Here is a 19982-nt window from a genome sequence, read left to right as displayed (position 1 = left end):
ACACAAATAGCGTATGTGTAAGCTTGTATTATTTTGCTAATTTAAAAAAATAATATAATTAAAACATATATTGTATTTAAATAAAAGGAGATATTAAATGTCAGCAATTAAAAAAATACATGCTCGTGAAGTTTTAGACTCACGTGGTAATCCAACAGTTCAAGTTGAAGTTTGAACTGAATATGAAGGATATGGTTCAGCTATGGTTCCTTCTGGAGCTTCTACAGGTTCAAGAGAAGCTCTTGAATTAAGAGACAAAGGTTCTAAATATGAAGGAAACTGATTTGGTGGAAAAGGTGTAATGTTAGCTGTTGATCATGTTAACCAAGACTTAGCACCAGAACTTTTAGGTATGGAAGTTACTGACCAAAGAGCTATCGACTTAAAAATGATCGCTCTTGATGGAACAGCAAACAAAGAAAAAATGGGAGCTAACGCAATTTTGGGAGTTTCACTTGCTGTTGCTAGAGCAGCTGCAAATGAACTTCAATTACCACTTTACAAATATTTAGGTGGATTTAACGGACACCAATTACCAGTTCCTATGTTAAATGTTATTAATGGTGGAGAACACGCTTCAAACACAATCGACTTCCAAGAATTTATGATTATGCCAGTTGGAGCTAAAACTTTTAGAGAATCAATGCAAATGGCTAACTTTGTATTCCACAATCTTGCTAAATTACTTAAAAAAGCAGGACACGGTGTTCAAGTTGGTGATGAAGGAGGGTTTGCTCCTAACTTCAAATCTCACGAAGAAGCTCTTGATTTCTTAGTTGAAGCTATTAAAGCTGCTGGTTATGTGCCAGCTAGAAGCGGAGAAAAAGCTGTTGCTATTGCAATGGACTGTGCTTCAAGTGAACTTTACAGTGATGGAGTTTATACATTTGGAAAACTTAAAGCTGCTATTGAAGCTAAAAAACCTGGATTTGAAGAACTTCAAGGTGTTAAATTAAGCTACACCACAGATGAAATGATTGAATACTTAGGTAAATTAGTTGATAAATACCCAATTATTTCTATTGAAGATGGTCTTGCAGAAGCGGATTGAGAAGGATTTGCTAAATTCACTAAACAATACGGAGACAGACTTCAAATTGTGGGAGATGACTTAACTGTTACAAACACATCTATTTTAAAACGTGCAATTGAAGAAAAATCAATGAACTCAATTTTAATTAAAATTAACCAAATTGGTTCACTTACTGAAACTTTTGAAGCTATTCAAATGGCTCAAAAAGCTAACATGACAGCTGTTGTTTCACACCGTTCAGGAGAAACAGAAGACTCTACAATTGCCGATATTGCTGTAGCAATGAATGCCGGACAAATTAAAACTGGTTCAATGTCAAGAACTGACCGTATTGCAAAATACAACAGACTTCTTGCTATTGAAGAAGAACTTGGTTCATCAGCTAAATTTGAAGGTGCTAAAGCATTTTACAACATTAAATTAAACAAATAATTTCAACTTAAAACATCACCTCTGAATTAAGGTGATGTTTTTTAATTAATTTTAAACCACATTTTCATGGCTAATATGAATTTCTTTATATTCGGCTTTTATTTTAGCGCTTACTGCTAAAAATCAGATTTTGATTGTAAATTGAAGTGGCGGTAAAAATACAAGAAAAACAATATTGGTTATTTTCAATTCGTTCAATGAGTATTTGTTATTAAGTAAACCTTTTTCTTTTTGGTCTCATGATATCAATTCGTCTAATTTAAAAACATAAACAGTAACGATAATTTCGAAAATATAAAAGAGCAATAATGTTACAAATCTTCCATATTTCATTGTTAAACCAAAATAGTATGCTGGATAAGAACTAATTGTTATGGTAGTTGATTGTTCACCATTATTATTAAATTTGGTTGTTTCAGTGATGACAACATCCAAAATAGCTGAACTGACAAAAACAAAAATAATTGTTATAACAAAAAATACTAAGCTCAAAATAGCAAAGATTTTTGCTTTTGAATTAAATTTCAAAATTTTATTTACATTCATAATTTAATTATATTGGAAATATGTTTAATTTAGGTTAACAAAAAAAGCAGAAAAACTCTGCTCAAGGTTATAAAATCTTAATTATTTTGGTTAAGCTGAATTTCTTTTTTGATGCTCATTGAATTAATTCAAAGTAAAATTGCAACACCAAACAAAAGAAGAATTCCAACACCACATAGTGGTATTAATCCAATAGCAACAATGGTAAGAATTTTTTGAATGTACAAGTTATGTTCGTTAATATTTAATTTTTCGTATTTATTTCAAAATTGTAATTTTACATACAAATTAAAAGATTTAAACACTACAAAAAATGTGCTAATTACTAAAGATAAAAATCAAAAAATTCAAAACACTGTTGTAAAAATAAACATTGTATAAGCTCCAGAAGGAGTTCAAACTGTTGAATATAAAATTGAAGTAAATAAAATTGCAATAAACAAGGAGAATGCGTTTAAGAAAATAAATCACATTCCTGCTAGTTGAGATGATCTTAAAGTATTAATTTTTGAATCGTAATTATCCATATATTTCCTGTGTTGAGACAAACCTTGTCTCACAAAAATCATATGTTTTTTTTTTTTTTTTTTCAAAGCGGATTTTTGCAAAAAAAATAGCAGAAAGATAAGCTGCTATAATTTTAAGTTTGATTTTTAATCAACAAGTAATTGCTTTTCAATTGTTAAAGTTTTTACTCAAAGTGATGTTGCACATGCTAATAACACAAAAAATCCGATACCTAAAGGAAGTGTTCCAACACCAATAATTACAGAAATTTTATTAATAAGCAATGAGCTAGTACTAATTTGTGTTTGTTCGTATAAATTTCACTTTTGAACTTTTTCATATAAATAAAACGCTTTGTACATAACAAAAAATCCTGATACAAAGTTTCCTAAAAATCAAATAAGATAAACGATAACAGGAAAAGCAAAAGCACTAAGTAAACCTTGTTGTGATATGGTTTTTAGATTAAAAGCAGAAATAATTATTCCTAAAATTAAAAAAGCAAACATAACAACTTGTCAAATAACATAAAACATTCCAGCTGTTCGAGCACTTTTAAGGAACTTTATTTTGTCTTTAAATTCAGTCATGAATTTCCTCCTTTTCATAATGAAGACAAACTTTGTCTCACAAAAATCATATGTTTTTTTTTTTTTTTTTTTCAAAGCGGATTTTTACAAAAAAATAAAAAAACAAGCTTTCGCTTGCTTAAAATGTGATTAAACAGGTTGTGACATATCGTTTTTTGAAGGAGAGAACATTTGTTGTCTAAGAATTTTATTACATTCAATAATTGACATAATTGATGCAACAAACAATACAATTGTTCCAAATCAAAAAATCAATCCAATTAGACCTACAATTAATAAAATTTTAATAGTTGAGAATCTATCGTAATCAATGATTACTGGATTATGCATTGACATTTGTTCAGACATTCCTGCGACTCTAAAACCTCTAACAACAAATAAAATGAAATACACAAAAGATACAACTGCATACACTAGTGATAGAAATCCTAAAACACCAAGACCAGCAAGAGCACCAATTCCAACTGCTGTAACAGCATCAGCTCCTTCTCTTTCTGCTCTAGCTAAAGTTGTTAATATTGCAGCAAAACCTAAAATCATTCCAAAAAAGAAGAAAAATCCAATAATAGATAAAATTAAATATCCAAGCGCTGCTGATTTTAATCTTTTGACTTCATAAATAAAATCGTTTAAGTAATTCATATCTTCCTTTCCATAATATAAATATTGCTATTAAAATTATAATTGAAACTGCTTTATTATTAGAATAATAAAGAGTTTAAAAATATCTGTTTTGATATAATAAATTTATTCTTATAAAACTAAAAAAATGAAAGGAGAATTATGAATCAAATCATTAACAATGAAGTTAATTTAAAAAGTGGTTTAACTGATGCACAAGTTAAGCAACTTCAAAGCAAATTTGGGTTAAATGAAATTAAAACTCACAAAAAATTTAGCTTTGTCAAATCATTTTTAAATCAGTTTAAAGACTTCATGATTATTTTGCTTTTAATTGCTGCTACAGTATCGTTTGCAGTAGCAATTTATGAACATGTTTCAGGACGTAATTCAAAAAATGAAATCATCATTGGTTATATTGAGCCAATTATTATTTTAATTGTGGTGATTTTAAATAGCATGCTGGGAACTTATCAGGAATACAAAAGTGACCAAGCAGTTAAAGCACTGGAAAAAAACAATCAACTCAATTCTAAGGTTATTCGTAATGGAAAAATGATTTCCATTTCAGCTACCGAAATTGTACCAGGGGATTTAGTTGTCTTAGAAGCTGGAGATTATGTACCAGCAGATGGAGTTTTAGTTGAAGCATATAACTTAAATGTTGTAGAATCAGCTTTAACTGGAGAATCTCTACCAGTGGCGAAAATGGTAATTGATCAAGATTTATCTGATAAACCTTTAGGAGATCAATTAAACAGAGTATTTTCAGGAACTTATGTAACTAATGGTCGAGCAATCGTTCACATTAGTGCTACTGGAAATCAAACTGAATTAGGAAAAATTAATAAATTAATTAGTGAACAAGAGTTAGCATTAACCCCATTGCAAATTAAATTAAACAAATTAAGTAAAATCTTTGGAATTTCAGGAGTAATTTTATTTTTAGCTACCACTTTAATTCAAATTTTATTAAACGGGTTCTTTGGTGGATGAGCTAACTTTGAAACTTATTCAGGGGCTTTAGTAATTGGTATTTCACTTGCTGTGGCTGCTATTCCTGAAGGTTTAATTACTTTTACAACAGTGCTTCTTGCAATTGGTGTGGCACACATGACCAAGCAAAATGCCATTATTAAATCGCTTCCTGCTATTGAATCTCTTGGTTCAACTCAAGTTATTTGTTCTGATAAAACAGGAACATTAACTGAAAACAAAATGAAAGTGGTTGATTTTTGAGATTATGAATTTCCAGAAAATAACCCCGCTAATTCAAAAGCGTTAGCATCATTTGTGGCATGTTGTGATGCCCAAGTGCATGTAGATGAACACGGAAATTATTCAGAAGCCGGAGATCCAACTGAAACTGGAATTTTACGTTTTGGAATTGAACATGGAATTACTTCAGCAAAAGTGCTTGAAAGATTCCCTAAATTACACTCACTTCCTTTTGATAGCGATCGTAAAACTATGTCAGTACTTATTCAAGGTAAAAATGGAAAAACCATTATTACCAAAGGAGCTCCTGATGTAATTTTTGCTAAATGTCACAACACTCCAGCACAAGCGTACGAATTAAATGAACAATGATCAAATAAAGCTTACCGTGTAATCGCTGTAGCTTACAAAAATGTAGATGAAAATCAAACAAGCATTGATTATGTTGATGAAAATAATTTAACTTTCTTAGGATTAATTGCAATGATTGATCCTCCTCGTGAAAGTGTTAAAGCAAGCATTAAACAAGCTCAAGCAGCTGGAATTAAAACAGTTATGATCACTGGAGATCACTTAACTACTGCCGTTGCTATTGCTAAAGAATTAAATATTTATCAAGAAGGAGATAAAGCTATTAAAGGTGAAGAATTAGCCTTAATGAGCGATGAAGAACTTCGCAATAATGTGCACTTAATTTCAGTGTATGCACGTGTAAATCCATCAGATAAATTAAGAATTGTCAAAGCGTGACAATATCACGATAAAGTTGTTGCTATGACTGGTGATGGAGTTAATGATGCTCCAGCGCTTAAAGCTTCAGAAGTTGGTTGCGCAATGGGAATTACCGGAACTGATGTTTCTAAACAAGCAGCTGATGTTATCTTAACAGATGATAATTTCAACACTATTGTTGGAGCTGTTAAATCAGGAAGAGAAACTTACAAAAAAGTTAAAACTGTTATTTTAAACTTACTTATTTCTTCAGTAACTGAAATTATCGTAATGCTAATTGGACTTTTTGCTTTTAGATTTATTTTTAAAAATACCATTGGTGGAGCTGAATTTTTTGTTCTTTCAGCCTCACAATTATTATGAATTAACTTATTAACTCACGGACTACCAGCAATTGCTTTAGGAATGACTCCTAGCGGAATTGATGTCATGAAAGAAAAGCCAATTAATAAGCGCGATAGCGTTTTTGCTGACGGGATGGGTAAAAAGTTACTTGTTCACTCACTAGTTCTTTCTCTATTGGCTTTACTTGCATATGGAATTGTAGGGTCAATCGCTCAAGCAAACAACATTGTTGGTGAAGAATTTGTTAAAGTCACAGCAAGTGCATGTTTTGTGACTCTAGGTATTGGTGCTTCATTAAACTCAATGAACTTAATGAGTTCAAATAGCATTTTTAAATGCTCTCCAAGAGTATTTTACTTAGTGTATGTAGCATGTGTATTTTCACTTGTGTGTGTACTTACTTCTGCATATATTCCAGGATTTGCTGAAATATTTAAAAACGTAGCTATTAGTACTTATGCTAAAAATCATTTCCTTTGAATTATTCCAGTAGTATTTGGATTCGGATTAATTGCTTATAGTGAAGTGGTGAAAGCATTAAATGCTTATGTTTTTAAAAGAGAAGTATTAATTTAATGTCAAAGGCCTAGCCTTTGATTTTTTTATGAAAATTTAAAAAAAGTTTTTGATTTTAAAATCTTTGTTATATAATAATTAAGCAATTAAGCAAACGGGGGGATAGCAAAGCGGCCAAATGCGGGTGGCTGTAACCCACTTTCTTAGGATTCGGGGGTTCGAATCCCTCTCCCCCCACCATTTTGCCCCATAGCCAAGCGGTAAGGCAGCGGGTTTTGGTTCCGTCACGCGTTAGTTCGAATCTAACTGGGGCAGCCATATCACCTTAGGGTGATTTTTTTATGCTTTTAAAGCAGTATTTAAATGTTTTTTTATATAATAAAAAAACTATGAAAAAATTAGACAAAATTACTCCTTTAGAACAAGATTTTGCCAAATGATATACTGATGTTGTTAAAAACGGAAATTTAATTAAATATGGTTCAACCAAAGGAAGCATTATTTACTTACCAAATTCATATGGTATTTGAGAGTTAATTCAACAACACTTTAATAAAATTCTTAAAGAAAAAGGTGTGCAAAACGTTTATTTACCTTTACTTATACCTGAATCATTATTCAAAATTGAAAAAGAGCATTTAGAAGGATTCAATCCTGAATTAGCTACTGTAACTCACGTTGGAAACAAAGAATTAAGTGAAAAATTATTTATTCGTCCAACTTCTGAAGTTCTTTTCGCTGAACTTTTCAAACAATCAATTGATTCGTACAATGATTTACCTATTATTTACAATCAATGAGCTAATGTTTTAAGATGAGAAAAAACCACAAACCCATTTTTAAGAAGTAGAGAATTCCTTTGACAAGAAGGTCATACTTGTCATTCGAATGCAATCGAAGCCAGAAAACTTACTCGAACAATGATTAGCACTTATGCCAAATTTTTGAAGAATTATTTAGCTATTCCGGTAGTGGTCGGGAAAAAAACTCCACATGAAAAATTTGCTGGAGCGTGTTCAACTTACACAATTGAAGCCATGATGAAAGATGGAAAAGCACTCCAAGCAGGAACAAGCCATTATTTGGCTCAAAATTTCTCTAAACCTTACCAAATTGAATTTAAAAACAAAAACAACGAAAAAGAATATGTGTACGGTACTTCTTGAGGAATTACCACTCGTTTAATTGGTGCAATTATTATGACACACGGTGATAACCGTGGAATCATTATTCCTCCAAAAGTTGCACCTGTTCAAATTGATATTCTTGAACTTTTTGCCGATAAGAATCCTCAAGTTAAAAAAGTTGTTGATGAATTGGAAGCGACATTAAGTAGAAAATTCCGTGTTAGAGTTGATCGTAGTGATAAAACTCCTGGTTATAAAGCCTCAAATAGTGAAATTCAAGGAGTTCCTTTAAGAATCGAAGTAGGTCCTAGAGACTTAGAAAACAATTTAGTAACTTTAATTAGAAGAGATACATTAGAAAAACAACTAATTTCAGTGGATGAAATTAAAAATATTGTTGGTAAAACCTTAGATTTAATTCATGATAATCTATACGAACAAGCAAAAATAAGACTTGATAATAATACTGTTTTTGTAGATAATTATGAAGATTTCAAAAAGCACATTGCTGACCAAAGATTTGTTATTGCTCCTTTTTGCTGTGCAGATGAAGCAGAGGTGCAAATTAAAGAAGAAACTGGAGCATCTACTAGATGTATTCCTAAAGAATTTGACAAACCTTCACAAGAGAAAAATTGTATTTTTAATGCCTGCAGAGCAAAAACAAACCGTTACGTGTTATTTGCTAAAGCGTATTAATTGAAACTGTCATAATGGCAGTTTTTTAATTTATTTTTTGTTTTTTAGTAATTTTCTTATTACTTAAATAGAGGAAATTATGCAAAGTAAAACAATTTTTAACAAAAAAGAAAAACAAAAATCAGATGTAACTAAAAAACTTTTATATTTAGGAAAATTACTTGATGTAATGCCTTCTAATAGTGATGATGTGCACCAACAACAAGAAAAACTAATGTCTTTAAGAATCCATAAAGCTATTGAGGCTTTAAATCCGATTGAACAAAGAATTCTTTTAAGTGAATACAATAAAAACAAAGAGGAAAGTAAATGATATTTAACTTATTTCTCCCGCTCTACATATTACAAACGCAGAAAAGAAGCGATAAATAAATTTCTTGAAAAGGTCTTTGCTTATGATTGCTGAAGTTCATAATGAATATAACATTGACAAAGATGTAGAAATAATTAATAATCAGCAAGTAAATACTCGCTGAGATTCAATTAATTTACCCAAAGAATTTTTTGTGCACTTTAGTATCGATAAATTACTTAATAATGGTTATTTTGACATTGATTTTGCATCGAATTTAACTAATTTTAAGCACTTAAATTTATCGGTATCTCTAATTGTAAATGGAACATATGTACTTGAAAATTTGAAAGAACATTTAGATAATTTCAAACTGAAATTTGAGGATCTTAATTTAGAATATAAAAAATTAAAAAGTATAGTTGTAATTTTTAAAAATAATAACGAGGATGCAGGAATTTTTTATGTTGATTTTGGTGATTTTAATTTGATTGAACAAAATATTATCGTAAAGTCTAATACTGCAAAAGCCAAAATTGTGAGCGAATACAATTTTTTATTGTTTGAAAAAGCTCACAAAACTAGCTTTAATTATTTAAATGTATTGGTTAATTTAAATGAATTATCAAACCAAAAAAGAACCAATTCTGTAGGAACAATTGAAGTATTTTATAATCCGAATTTATCACCTAATCTTAAAATTAAACATCGTAAAAAATCACCTCCCCTTCTTGAAAAAGCTTTTGTTGAGTTTGATCACTTTTTTAATAAAGAATTGAATTTAAAACCAACCCAAATAAATTCGAATATTTATAATTGAGAGTTTAACAATAATTTTATTCAAACTTATAATTTACCTTTTCACTATAACACTTTAACTAGTGATTATAATTGAAATTTCAATAACTCTATTGAAGCTAAAAAAGGTATTTTATTACCTAGATATTTTAGTGGCGAACTCCAAACACAATTGGGATTAGAATTTAAAGATTTTAAATTGATATTTTCAAAAACATTCTTTATTAATAAAAATATTTCAGCTCCGAGAACGCAAAATAAAAGTCTTTTTATTACTGAAATTCCTTTTGATAGCGAAAATACAAACAGAGAAATATTAGTGATTAATTTAGAAAAATTTTTTAATTTAGTTCTCTCGCGAAAAATTACTAATATCAATGAACTTCTTGCATATTCAAAACCCGAAGATGAATACATGAAATAATAAAGTTAAATATTTTATTGTAGCTATTGGAATCATTTTGTTATCTTTTGGTTCTTATTATGCTTATAAACATCTAAGCACATCAACAGTAAATAAAGTCTCAAAAGAGAATGATACGGAAGTTGAAAACATATTTCCTGACTTAGATGAAAAATATTACAATGAACTTTTGTCCACAAAAAACAGTGAAAAAGTAATTACAGAAAATTTAGTTTATGAGTTATTAAGTGATTTAAGTAAAAGAGTTAACTTACCAAATGGTGATATTTATTTCAATTGAAAATTAATTAGTGATTATGAATTGAATGTTTATATTAAAATCGTTTATCAAAATAAAGAGTATAAAAAAGCCTATAAATTTAAATTAGATTACTCAAATTAATGAAAAACTTTTATAATTACAACATGAATAAATCAGTAAAAGAAATCGTTCTAAATGAACTTAAAAAATACACTAAAAAATCTTTTGGTGAAAATACTTTATTAGCAGAACTTAATATTGATTCGCTTGATTTAGCTGAAATTATTATTGAAGCTGAGGAAAAATTTGGTATTGAAATTGCTGATGAAGAGTTAATGAAAGTAAAAACAATTAATGATATTATTTTGTTGATTGAAAAATCAAAAAATTAGTTATAATTAAAAGGCTTAGGAGTATAGTTCAACGGTAGAACAACGGGCTTCAACCCCGTGTGTTGTGGGTTCGAATCCTGCTACTCCTGCCATTTTTTTATTTCATTTTTTTAAAATAGTATAAATAATATAATTTTTATTATGAAAAAAACTAAATATATAGCTTTTATTGGAACCGGAGCATGAGCAAGTGCGCTTGCAAATGTAGTTTCTCAAAATGGTTACCATGTTAAAATGTACGGAATTAATGATCAAGAAATAAGTGAAATTAATAAAGGTTTCAACCGGAAATATTTTGGAAACCGCTCATTTACCAATCCTGAAAACATTCAGGCTTCAACTGATTTAGAGTATGTTCTAAAAGATTGTGAAACAGCAGTTATTGCAATTCCTTCGGTTGCAATTAGAAGTGTTTTAAAACAATTGTCTGCAATATTAAAGTACAAAAAAATTAATATTGTTAATGTTTCAAAAGGTTTTGATGATCTTAGTGGTGAGTTTTTATCAGATTTAATTAAAACAAAGCTAAATCGTAATTTAAAAAGCTTTGCCACTTTTGCAGGGCCTTCTTATGCATCAGAAGTTTTTGAAGAACACCTAACTTTAATTAATGTTTTTGCTTCAAATAAAGATTTCGAAGAGCTTTTAATTCAAAAATTCAACAATCACTACTTTCAATTGATTCCTTGTGCAGATGAGCACACAGGTGAAATTTTAGCAGCACTAAAAAATGTTTTAGCAATAGGAATTGGTATATCTTCATTTAATCACCCAGGAAAAAACTCTCATTCAGCTTTAATTTCAATTGGTACTAAAGAAATTTTACAAATTGCTTTACAATTAAAACCTTCAACAAATGTGGCTATAGGTTTCGAATTAGCTGGTATTGGAGATATTTTCCTAACTTGTTCTTCAACACAAAGTAGAAACTTTACTTTTGGATACTCAATTGCTGAAAAAGGTCTTAAAGAAACTTTGAAAAAACAAGAATTAACTGTTGAAGGATATGCAAGTGCTAAAACTTTAGCTAAGATTTTGCAACAAAATAATATTAAAAATGTTCCGTTGTTAGAAAGTATTATTACCATTTTACAGGGTCAAAAAGAACCGCTTTTATTGACTGATTTTCTTATCAAAAATTAGTTTTGCACAATGAGGAATTAGCCTCATTTTTTTTATTAAAATTTTGGTGAAAAATATTCCAAAAAATGGTAAATAAATAAATTTATTTTCTGGTAAAATTAATTTACTAATTGCGTTTTTATTACGTACCTAAAAATTACTATATCAAAGGGGAGTTATGAGTCAAACAAACTACAAAGTTCGTCAGTTCGGGCCTAAGACAATGAGAAGAGATTATTCTGTTACAAAATACTCTCATCCTGTTGATGACATCCTTTCAACAAGTAAAGAAAGTTTTAATTTGTTTATTCAAAAGAAAATTCAAGAACAACTTCTTGAAATTTATCCAATTGAAGCTGCAAATAAACAAGTTTCTCTTGACTATGTTAAAGGTAGCTTACGTTTAGAATTGCCTTACAAAAAATCTACATCAGAAAGTGAAGAGATTAAAAAATGTAAAGCTAAAGGAATTAACTTTTCAGTTAAAGTGTATGCAACTTTAAAAAGAGAAATCACCGGAACTGGAGAGGTTAATACCGATGAAGTTTTAATTGGGGAAATTCCTTACATGACTTCAGGGGGAAGTTTCATCATTAACGGAAGTGAGAAGGTTATTGTTTCTCAACTTATTCGTTCACCTGGAGCTTACTTTGGATTGAATGTTAGAAATAAACAATCTGATGACTTATTCAACAAAGTAGAAGTTCTGCCAAGAATTGGTTCTTGAATTGAAATTTCACACAAAACAACTTCAAATACACTTGATACCGTTAAAGTAAAAATTGACAAAAACAAAAATGTCAATCTTGGAACTTTCCTTGGTTCATTTGGTATCACCCAAGATGAAGTTAGAAAACTATTTGGAAAAAGTGATCTTTTAGAAGAAACCATCAGAAAAGATAAATTTATTTCAAATACCGAATTAACAAAAGAAGAAATTATTGACGCTTGTCAAGAAGAACTTTTTAGAGGATTAAGAAAAGGAGATCGTATTTCTGAAGAATCTAAAAAGAGCCTTTTACCAGGAATTCTTTTTGATAAAAAACGTTACAATCTTTCAGTAACAGGTAGACATATGTTAAACAACAAACTTTCTGTTGTTGATCGTATTACTCACACTTACCTAGCTCAAGATGTTAAAAATAAAGCAGGAGAAGTGCTTTATCCAAAATATACATTTGTAACAATCAACATTGCCAAAGAAATTGCTGAAGGCTTTAAAGAAGGTGTTTTAGCTCTTGAAACTATTCCTGGAATTGATGTTGAACATGTATATCACAAACTAATTACAAATAACAAGACACTTGCAAAAAGAAACAAAATTGTTAAAATCAAAGTCTATCCAAATAAAAAATGAATGACTGAAAGAGAAAATGAGCCTGTACTTGTAATAGGTAATGATCCTAGATCTACAGAACCTCATTTACTTATTTCTGACATTGTTGCTGTTGTGAATTACTACTTCAATTTAATTGATGGAATTGGACAAGATGATGATCCTGATGCATTAACTAACAAAAGAATTGTTAGTGTTGGAGAATTACTTGAAGGACAATTGTCTGTTGCGTTAGCAAAACTAGAAAAAACAACTCGTGAAAGAATGGGAGCTAAAGAACCTGAAAAAGTAACTGGTAAAAATGTTACAAATAACAAATTGGTTACCAACCAAATGAAAACATTCTTTAACCTTTCAAAACTTTCACAATTTATGGATCAAATTAACCCTCTTTCAGAGGTTTCAAATAAACGTAGAGTTACTTCTTTAGGACCTGGTGGTCTTAACCGTGATACAGCTCAATTTGAAGTTCGTGACGTTCACTCAACTCACTATGGTAGAATTTGCCCTATCGAAACTCCTGAAGGACCAAACATCGGACTTATTCTTAACTACGCAACTTTTGCAAAAGTTAATGACTTAGGATTTTTACAAACTCCTTATTTTAGAGTAAAAGATGGAGTTGTTAATTATGATGAAGTTGTGTACTTAACAGCTGCTGAAGAAATTGGATATGCTTTTGCTCAATCATCAGTTAAAGTTGATGAAAACAATCGCATCGTGTCTCCAAGTTTAACAATTAGAAAAGATTACAACTACATCATTGGTTCACCATTGGAAGTAGACTTTATTGAGGTTTCTTCAAAACAAATTGTTTCAGTTGCTGCAGCTGCTATTCCTTTCCTTGAAAACGATGATGCCAACCGTGCTCTTATGGGTTCAAACATGCAACGTCAAGCTGTTCCTCTTTTACAAGCTGAAGCACCTTACGTTGCAACAGGAATTGAAGCTGATATTGCTAAATATTCTTCATACAACTTAACCGCCAAAAACTCTGGAGAAGTTGTTTTTGTAGATGGTTCAAGAATTCATGTTAAAAATGATAAAGGAGTTACCGACAAGTATTTCCTTAGAAACTTTGAACGTTCAAATCAAGGAACCTTAATTCAACAAAAACCTATTGTCGAAATAGGTCAAATGGTAGAAAAAGGAGATCTTTTAGTTGATGGTTCAAGTTTCAAAGACGGAGAAATGGCTCTTGGTAAAAACGTTTTAGTTGGATTTACAACATGAAACGGTTACAACTTTGAGGATGCTGTAATTATTAACGAAAGATTAGTTAAAGATGATGTTTATACATCAATTCATATTGAAGAACAAACTATTCAATTTAGATCATCGCGTGCTGGTGAGGATCAATTAACTAGAGATGATATTCCAAACGTTTCAAAATATTCAATTAGACACTTAGATGAACAAGGTATTGTTCGTGTAGGTTCAGAAGTTGTAGCTGGCGATGTTCTTGTTGGTAGAATTTCTCCAAAAGGTGAAGATAATCCTACCCAAGAAGAAAAATTGCTTATGGCAATTCTTCAACAACGTCCTCAAAATGTTAAAGATACTTCATTGAAAGTTAAAAATGGTCACAATGGTACCGTAATCCACGTTGAAGTTCTTTCTCGTGATAAAGGCGATGTTTTAGAGGATGGAATTGATAAAATCGTTAAAGTTTCAATTGCTCAAAAACGTAAAATCAAAGTCGGAGATAAAATGGCTGGTCGTCATGGAAACAAAGGGGTTATCTCTATTGTTCTTCCGGAAGAAGATATGCCATATCTTGAAGATGGTACACCTCTTGACATTATGCTTAACCCTCAAGGGGTTCCTTCACGTATGAACATCGGACAAGTTCTTGAGCTTCACTTAGGAATGGCTGCAAGAAAACTTGGGGTTAAATTCGTTACTCCTTCATTTGATGGAGTTAAAAAGAAAGATATTGAAGATGCACTAGTTGAAGCTGGATTAGACAGAAGTGGAAAACAAACCTTAATTGACCCAATTACAGGTAGAAAATTTGACAAACCAATTTCTGTTGGAGTTATGTATATGCTTAAACTTAACCACATGGTTGATGACAAAATGCACGCTCGTAGTGTTGGCCCATATTCTCTTATTACCCAACAACCTCTTGGAGGAAAAAGTCAAAACGGGGGTCAAAGATTTGGGGAAATGGAAACTTGAGCTATCGAATCTTATGGAGCAACCAATGTTCTTCAAGAAATTCTTACATATAAATCAGATGATATTTCAGGAAGAAATGCCCTTTATAGCGCGTTAGTTTCTGATAATAAAGACATTCCAAATCCTGGAATTCCTGAATCATTTAATGTTTTAAGTAACGAGCTTAAAGGTTTAGGAATGAAATTAGAATTATTACAACAAGATAGTGATGAAGAAGAAGAAATTAATCAATATCTAGATGGCGGAGGAGAAAGTTATGAGTAATTTTACAGACAAAAAAACTGATAATTTACTAAACAAAATCACTCTTTCACTGGCTACAAATGAAGATGTGTTAAATTGATCACACGGTGAGGTTACCAAACCTGAAACAATTAACTATAAATCATATAAACCAGAAAAAGACGGACTTTTTGATGAATTAATTTTTGGTCCAACCACTGATTATAAATGTCCGGTGTGTTCAACCAAATACAAAAAAAGTGATGAAAACACAATTTGTACAAAAACTCCAGCTTGTGAAAAATATCAACCAAGAATTCTTCCAAAAATTACTAGAAGAACTAGAATGGGACATATTAAACTTCACAATCCAGTTGTACACTTCTGATTTTTCAAAATTGACCACTCAATTATTGCTAAACTTTTAGGACTTAGAGTTGCAGATTCAAACACTCCAGTTTCAAAATCAGATTTAGAAAACCTTATCTACTACAAATCTCACATTGTTTTGGAAAGTGGTAGTTTAAAATCACTTAAGAAAAATACCATTATTAACATTAACGAAGCTGCAAACATTTATGAAGAAGCGTTAATGGAAATGCTTGAAAATTACCCAAAAGATTCTGAAGAATATGAAGATATTTATAATGCTTTAACCGAACTTAGAGAATATGCATCTTCAAAAATGGGAAAAGATTATGGAATTGATTTTTACGAATACAATGACATAATTCACGAATTTTCAGATGCAAAAATCGGAACTGGGTCTCAAGCAATTGAATACTTACTTAAAAATATTGATCTTGAGCGTGAAGCTGAACTTGTTCAAGCTAAAATCGACGAAATTAATGCTTCAGAAAACATCTCTTCAACCAACTTGCAAGATCGTTCAAAACTTTACAAAAGACTTACTATTATTAATTCATTTATTAAATCAGGTCAAAAACCAACCAACATGTTGATTTACAATCTTCCAGTTATTCCAGCGGACTTACGTCCACTTGTACAACTAGATGGTGGAAGACATTCAACCAGTGATGTTAACGAACTTTACCGTCGTATCATCATTAGAAATAACCGTTTAGCTAAATGAAATGAATCTGATGCTCCTATGCTTATTAAGCAAAATGAGTATCGTATGATTCAAGAAGCTGTCGATGCTTTAATTGATAACGCCAGAAAAAAACCATCTCCGGTATCATCAAAAGATGGGCACCCACTTAAATCCATTTCTGATGCTTTAACCGGGAAAAAAGGTCGTTTCCGTCAAAACCTTTTAGGGAAACGTGTTGATTACTCAGGACGTAGCGTTATTGTTGTTGGACCTACTTTAAAAATGTATGAGGTAGGGATTCCTAGAGACATGGCTGCTAAATTGTTTGAACCATGAATTATTAAAGAAATTATTAATTCTGAAGAAAGTGTTAAAAACGTTAAAGCAGCTAAAAAATTAGTTGAATCATTAAACCCTTCAATTTGACCATATGTTGAAAGAGCAATCGAAGGGCGTCCTGTACTTTTAAACCGTGCTCCTACATTGCACCGTCTTTCAATTCAAGGGTTCCAACCAGTTTTAATTAGAGGTAAAGCTATTAAATTACACCCTCTTGTAACAACTGCGTTTAACGCCGATTTTGACGGGGACCAAATGGCTGTGCACGTTCCAATTTCAGAACAAGCAGTAAGAGAAGTTAAAGAATTGATGTTGGCTTCTAAAAACATTCTTGGACCTCGTGATGGTGAACCTATCATCAACCCTTCTCAAGATATGATTTTAGGTCTTTACTACCTTACATTAGAAAAAGCGCAAGCTAAGGGTGAAGGTAATTTCTATGCAACATTTAATGATATGCTTAATGCTTATGAAAATGGATACATCACTCTTCACACAAGAGTAGTGCTTCCAATTGAAGCTGTAGATAAATTATCTGTACTCAATTCAACTAATCGTCCATACATTACTTCAACTGTTGGTAAATTTATTTTAAATAGAGCTTTCCCAAGTGATTTTGAATTTGTTTTTGGTAAAAGAGTAACTGTAATATCAAGCAATGTTAATGGCGAAGTAAAAGTTAAAGAATCAGAATCAATTCACACTTCAGAAAATGCTTTAGACGAATATACATTTGAATATGGAACAAACTTTAGAGAAGCAATTGCTACTCTTCCAGTTAATAATGCATTAGTTAAAAAAGATATTGCTAAAATTATTCGTCGTGTATATGAAAAATATGTTGCTGTTGTTACAATTGAAGACATCGCTGGAATTTTAGATTCTCTTAAAGAAAGTAATTACAAAAATAAATTTGAAGAATGTGCTTCATTAAAAGATTATAAAAATGAAGAAATTTCAACTTCACACGCATCATTAATTAATAAATTTATTCAGGAAGAATTTGAAAACATTAAATTCAAATACTTTAGAAAATCAGAAAACATTGATGATGAATTAAATCTTTCACACTACACTGAATTACTTGAAAATGTATGATTTAGATATTCAAATTATGTTGCTTCTATTTTAGATAACATCAAAGATTTAGGATTTAAATATTCAACAATTTCAGGAACAACCATCTCAATGAATGACATTACTACTTTACCAACTACAAAGGATAAAATTAAAGAGGGTGAAGAGTATGTTGAACAACTTAAAAACTACTTTGCTCATGGTTATTTAACTGACGATGAACGTTATAACTTAACTATTCAAAAATGATCACAAGTTAAAGAATCAATTGAAAAAGATCTTAAAGAAGTAACTAAATCAGATTTAGATAACCCATTATTTATGATGTTTACTTCAGGGGCTCGTGGAAACGCATCTAACTTTACTCAGCTTGCTGGTATGCGTGGATTGATGAATAACAACGCCAAAGTTCTTAAAGCCGATGCTGAAAACGACCGTGTTGTTCGTTCAACTGTTGAAATTCCAGTTAAATCATCATTCCTTGATGGGCTTACTGCTTATGAGTTCTATTCTTCAACTCACGGGGCTCGTAAGGGACTTACCGATACTGCGCTTAACACCGCAAAATCAGGATATTTAACTCGTAGATTAGTTGATGTGGCTCAAGGAATTGTTGTTCGTGAAGAAGATTGTGGTAGTGACTTTGGTTTTGTAGTTAAAGATATCAAAGATACTAAAACCGATACAGTTATTGAATCATTAATTGAAAGAATTGAAGGTAGATTTACTAACCGTCCAATTTTTGATAACAACGGAGAAATGATTGTTGATTCTAATTCTTTAATTACTCCAGAATTAGCAAATAAAATTGTTAATGAATACGGTAAAACTGAAGTTGAAATTCGTTCAGTGTTATCTTGTCACACACGTAATGGAGTATGTAAGCGTTGCTACGGTAAAGATTTAGCAACCAACAGAATCGTTAATATTGGTGAAGCTGTTGGAGTTGTTGCTGCTCAATCAATCGGGGAACCTGGAACACAACTTACCATGCGTACCTTCCACACCGGAGGGGTAGCTGGGGTAGCCGATATTACTGGTGGATTTGGTCGTTTAATTGAGCTTATTGATGCTTACGATCTTCCATGAGGTAGACCTGCGGTTATTTCAAAAGTTTATGGAAAGGTTAAATCAATTAAACCAGCCAAAGATTCTCAAGGAAAAGATTCAGATACTTTACTTGTAGAAGTGGAAACTAAAAACCAACAAGGAATGCCTGAACCAGTGCATCATGCCGTTAAAGTTTCTCAAAAACTAAGAGTTAAAGTTGGTGATTTGGTAACACCAGGACAAAAACTTGTTGAAGGTCCTATTATTATTAACGACCTTCTTGAAAAAGCTGATACTAGAGCTGTCCAAAATTATTTACTTAAAGAAGTTCAAAGATTGTATCGTCTTCAAGGGATTGCAATTGCAGATAAATACATTGAAATCATTATTCGTCAAATGCTTTCAAAAATTATTATTACCGATCCAGGAGATTCAGATTTCTTCACCGGAAGTTTAGTTGATAGATTTATCTATCAAAGAGAAAATGGACGTTTAATTGCTCAAGGTAAACGTCCAGCATTTGGAGAAGTAAAAATCAAAGGAGCAAAACAAACTCCTCTTCTTAGTGATTCGTTCTTAGCTGCTGCATCATACCAAGAGACAGCTAAAATTCTAGTTAACTCATCAATTTCAAATCGTGTTGATTATCTTCAAGGACTTAAAGAAAATATCATTTTAGGATACAAAATTCCTGCTGGAACAAATTCAAATTACGATCCAAAAAGCAAATACGATATTCGTGATCCTAAATCATATTTCACCAATAAATCTGCTGCTCAAGAAATTCCAACAGAAAGAATTGTCTACGATATTGACAACTTATTTGACAATGTTAGTTTAGACGAAGTTGAGCTTTATGAAGACCATTCAATGAATGATTCATTTGATGATGAATATGACAATGAATAATTACTAATAATTTAAAGTACCATTTTTATGGTGCTTTTTTGTTTTGATGCATAAATTGTGCTAAAAAGTTATATCTAAAATCTCAAAATACTTTTTTTATAAGATTTAAAAAAATACTTATGTTTTTTGTCTTTGTGTTATAATTAAAAAGCAATTTATAGAACCGAATAAATTCCAAA

At 30.8% G+C, this 19982-nt stretch carries 14 protein-coding genes and 3 tRNA genes; 13 read left to right on the top strand and 4 right to left on the bottom strand.

Annotation, left to right across the window (positions count from 1 at the left end; genetic code table 4):
- Positions 1 to 97 precede the first annotated feature (97 nt).
- Positions 98 to 1465, top strand: coding sequence for a phosphopyruvate hydratase (eno, locus tag EXC45_RS01515; protein ID WP_036433871.1), 1368 nt, complete (start codon positions 98 to 100; stop codon positions 1463 to 1465).
- 51 nt (positions 1466 to 1516) lie between these two features.
- On the opposite strand, the gene EXC45_RS01510 is transcribed toward eno, so the two are convergent.
- The 4 genes from EXC45_RS01510 to EXC45_RS01495 form a co-directional block, all read right to left on the bottom strand.
- Entirely contained in the window at positions 1517 to 2011 is a 495-nt protein-coding gene (locus tag EXC45_RS01510) for a hypothetical protein (RefSeq protein ID WP_036433873.1), read from the bottom strand.
- A gap of 77 nt (positions 2012 to 2088) precedes the next feature.
- Complete coding sequence (locus EXC45_RS01505) at positions 2089 to 2538, bottom strand: hypothetical protein (RefSeq protein ID WP_036433875.1); 450 nt, start codon at positions 2536 to 2538, stop codon at positions 2089 to 2091.
- 126 nt (positions 2539 to 2664) lie between these two features.
- Entirely contained in the window at positions 2665 to 3108 is a 444-nt protein-coding gene (locus EXC45_RS01500; RefSeq protein WP_036433877.1) for a hypothetical protein, read from the bottom strand.
- Positions 3109 to 3237: 129 nt separating this feature from the next.
- Positions 3238 to 3750, bottom strand: coding sequence for a hypothetical protein (locus EXC45_RS01495; RefSeq protein WP_036433879.1), 513 nt, complete (start codon positions 3748 to 3750; stop codon positions 3238 to 3240).
- A 141-nt stretch (positions 3751 to 3891) separates the two neighbouring features.
- Between EXC45_RS01495 and EXC45_RS01490 the strand changes: the two genes are divergently transcribed.
- From EXC45_RS01490 to EXC45_RS01435, 12 genes are all read left to right on the top strand, one after another.
- Entirely contained in the window at positions 3892 to 6600 is a 2709-nt protein-coding gene (locus EXC45_RS01490) for a cation-translocating P-type ATPase (RefSeq protein WP_036433882.1), read from the top strand.
- 96 nt (positions 6601 to 6696) lie between these two features.
- Positions 6697 to 6780 (top strand) — tRNA-Tyr (locus EXC45_RS01485).
- A gap of 3 nt (positions 6781 to 6783) precedes the next feature.
- Positions 6784 to 6858, top strand: a tRNA-Gln gene (locus EXC45_RS01480).
- Positions 6859 to 6929: 71 nt separating this feature from the next.
- The gene (proS, locus tag EXC45_RS01475; RefSeq protein WP_036434025.1) at positions 6930 to 8366 is read left to right on the top strand and encodes a proline--tRNA ligase; all 1437 of its coding nucleotides are present in this window, start codon (positions 6930 to 6932) and stop codon (positions 8364 to 8366) included.
- Between the two features lie 79 nt (positions 8367 to 8445).
- Positions 8446 to 8781 (top strand): MG284/MPN403 family protein, encoded by a 336-nt coding sequence (locus EXC45_RS01470; protein WP_036433884.1) that lies wholly within the window; start codon positions 8446 to 8448, stop codon positions 8779 to 8781.
- Positions 8762 to 9880, top strand: a complete 1119-nt coding sequence (locus EXC45_RS01465) for an MHO_1580 family protein (RefSeq protein WP_036433886.1) — start codon at positions 8762 to 8764, stop codon at positions 9878 to 9880. Before EXC45_RS01470 ends, EXC45_RS01465 begins: the two co-directional genes overlap by 20 nt.
- Complete coding sequence (locus tag EXC45_RS01460; RefSeq protein WP_036433888.1) at positions 9864 to 10262, top strand: MHO_1590 family protein; 399 nt, start codon at positions 9864 to 9866, stop codon at positions 10260 to 10262. The genes EXC45_RS01465 and EXC45_RS01460 overlap by 17 nt, the downstream gene beginning before the upstream one ends.
- A gap of 23 nt (positions 10263 to 10285) precedes the next feature.
- A complete protein-coding gene (locus EXC45_RS01455) occupies positions 10286 to 10513 on the top strand; it encodes a phosphopantetheine-binding protein (protein WP_036434026.1) in 228 nt (75 codons plus the stop codon).
- 17 nt (positions 10514 to 10530) lie between these two features.
- Positions 10531 to 10605: transfer RNA gene (locus tag EXC45_RS01450), tRNA-Trp, on the top strand.
- Between the two features lie 49 nt (positions 10606 to 10654).
- Positions 10655 to 11656, top strand: coding sequence for an NAD(P)H-dependent glycerol-3-phosphate dehydrogenase (locus EXC45_RS01445; protein WP_036433890.1), 1002 nt, complete (start codon positions 10655 to 10657; stop codon positions 11654 to 11656).
- A 157-nt stretch (positions 11657 to 11813) separates the two neighbouring features.
- The gene (gene rpoB, locus EXC45_RS01440) at positions 11814 to 15416 is read left to right on the top strand and encodes a DNA-directed RNA polymerase subunit beta (RefSeq protein ID WP_036433892.1); all 3603 of its coding nucleotides are present in this window, start codon (positions 11814 to 11816) and stop codon (positions 15414 to 15416) included.
- Positions 15409 to 19803: a DNA-directed RNA polymerase subunit beta' gene (locus tag EXC45_RS01435; protein WP_036433894.1), complete on the top strand. Its 4395-nt coding sequence runs from the start codon at positions 15409 to 15411 to the stop codon at positions 19801 to 19803. Before rpoB ends, EXC45_RS01435 begins: the two co-directional genes overlap by 8 nt.
- Positions 19804 to 19982 lie beyond the last annotated feature (179 nt).

The organism is Mycoplasmopsis columboralis, assembly GCF_900660675.1.
Lineage (GTDB): Bacteria > Bacillota_I > Bacilli_A > Mycoplasmatales > Metamycoplasmataceae > Mycoplasmopsis > Mycoplasmopsis columboralis.
Note: the sequence above shows the minus strand (reverse complement) of the source record. Positions and strands in the feature narration are given on the sequence as shown.